Origin of the sequence: Kitasatospora sp. NPDC059803, from assembly GCF_042732255.1 — a bacterium.
Classification (GTDB): Bacteria; Actinomycetota; Actinomycetes; order Streptomycetales; family Streptomycetaceae; genus Kitasatospora.
On sequence record NZ_JBHWIJ010000599.1, the window covers coordinates 1 to 1004 of the forward strand.

At 82.9% G+C, this 1004-nt stretch carries 2 protein-coding genes; one reads left to right on the forward strand and one right to left on the reverse strand.

The genetic code is table 11. The features are described from left to right. Positions 1-819, reverse strand: an 819-nt coding sequence (locus ACFV6I_RS39765; RefSeq protein WP_380431197.1) for a biotin-dependent carboxyltransferase family protein, incomplete at its 3' end; no start/stop codon positions are given. On the opposite strand from ACFV6I_RS39765, the gene ACFV6I_RS39770 reads away from it, so the two are divergent. Beyond that, positions 812-1004, forward strand: a 193-nt coding sequence (locus ACFV6I_RS39770) for a hypothetical protein (protein WP_380431200.1), incomplete at its 3' end; no start/stop codon positions are given. The two genes, ACFV6I_RS39765 and ACFV6I_RS39770, sit on opposite strands and share 8 nt — an antisense overlap.

Genomic DNA, 1004 nt, shown 5'->3' on the forward strand with positions numbered 1-1004 from the left:
CAGCCTCCCCACGCGCCCGGGCGGGCCCGGGCGTGCCTGGGCGGCCGCCGCGAGGTCGGCGGCGGGGACGACGCCGATCACCGGGTAGCCGCCGGTGGTCGGGTGGTCGGCCAGGAAGACCACCGGCCGCCCGTCCGGCGGGATCTGCACCGCGCCCAACACCATGCCCTCACTGGGTAGTTCACCCGCCCGGGCGCGGGTGACCGGCGGGCCCTCGGTGCGCAGCCCGATCCGGTTGCCGGCCGGGGAGACCAGGTACCCGTCGCGGGCCAGCCGGGTCAGCGCCGAGGGCTCGAACCAGTCCGCGCGCGGGCCGAGCCGCAGCCGCAGCACCAGTTCGGCCGGGGGAGCGGGCAGCGGCACCAGGTCGGGCCGGGGGCGGTCGGGCGGAGGCGGGCCGACCGGCAGCCGGTCGCCGGCGGCGAGCGGGGCCGGTCCGAGGCCGGAGAGCAGGTCCGTCGAGCGGCTGCCCAGGACCGGCGGGACGGCGATCGCGCCCGCGACCGCCAGGTAGCCGCGCACCCCGGCGGTCGCCGCCCCCACGTCCAGCACCGCCCCGGCCGGCACCGCGACCGGCGCACCCCACGCGGCCGCCCGCCCGTCCACCCGGACGGGCGAGGGTGCGCCGGTGACGGCCACGACCACCGGCCCGAGGGCGCGCAGGGCGACCCCGCCGAGCGTGGTCTCCAGCCCGGCGGCGCCCGGCTCGTTGCCGACCAGCCGGTTCGCCGCCCGCAGCGCGGGCTCGTCCAGCGCCCCGGCCCTGGGCACCCCGAGGTGGGCGACGCCGCGCCGTCCGAGGTCCTGGACGGTGGTCAACGGTCCGGGCCGCACCACCAGCAAACCGCTCAACGCCTCCACCCCGTCCGCCTCCACCCCGTCCGTCGCCGCCCCGCCCCCGGCCGGGGGGGCGGCCGGCGGGGGGGGCGGGCGCCGCGCGCGCGCCGCGCGCGGGCGGGCCGCCGCCGCCGCGCGCCCGGCCGCGGCCCGGCCCCCAGCGCCGC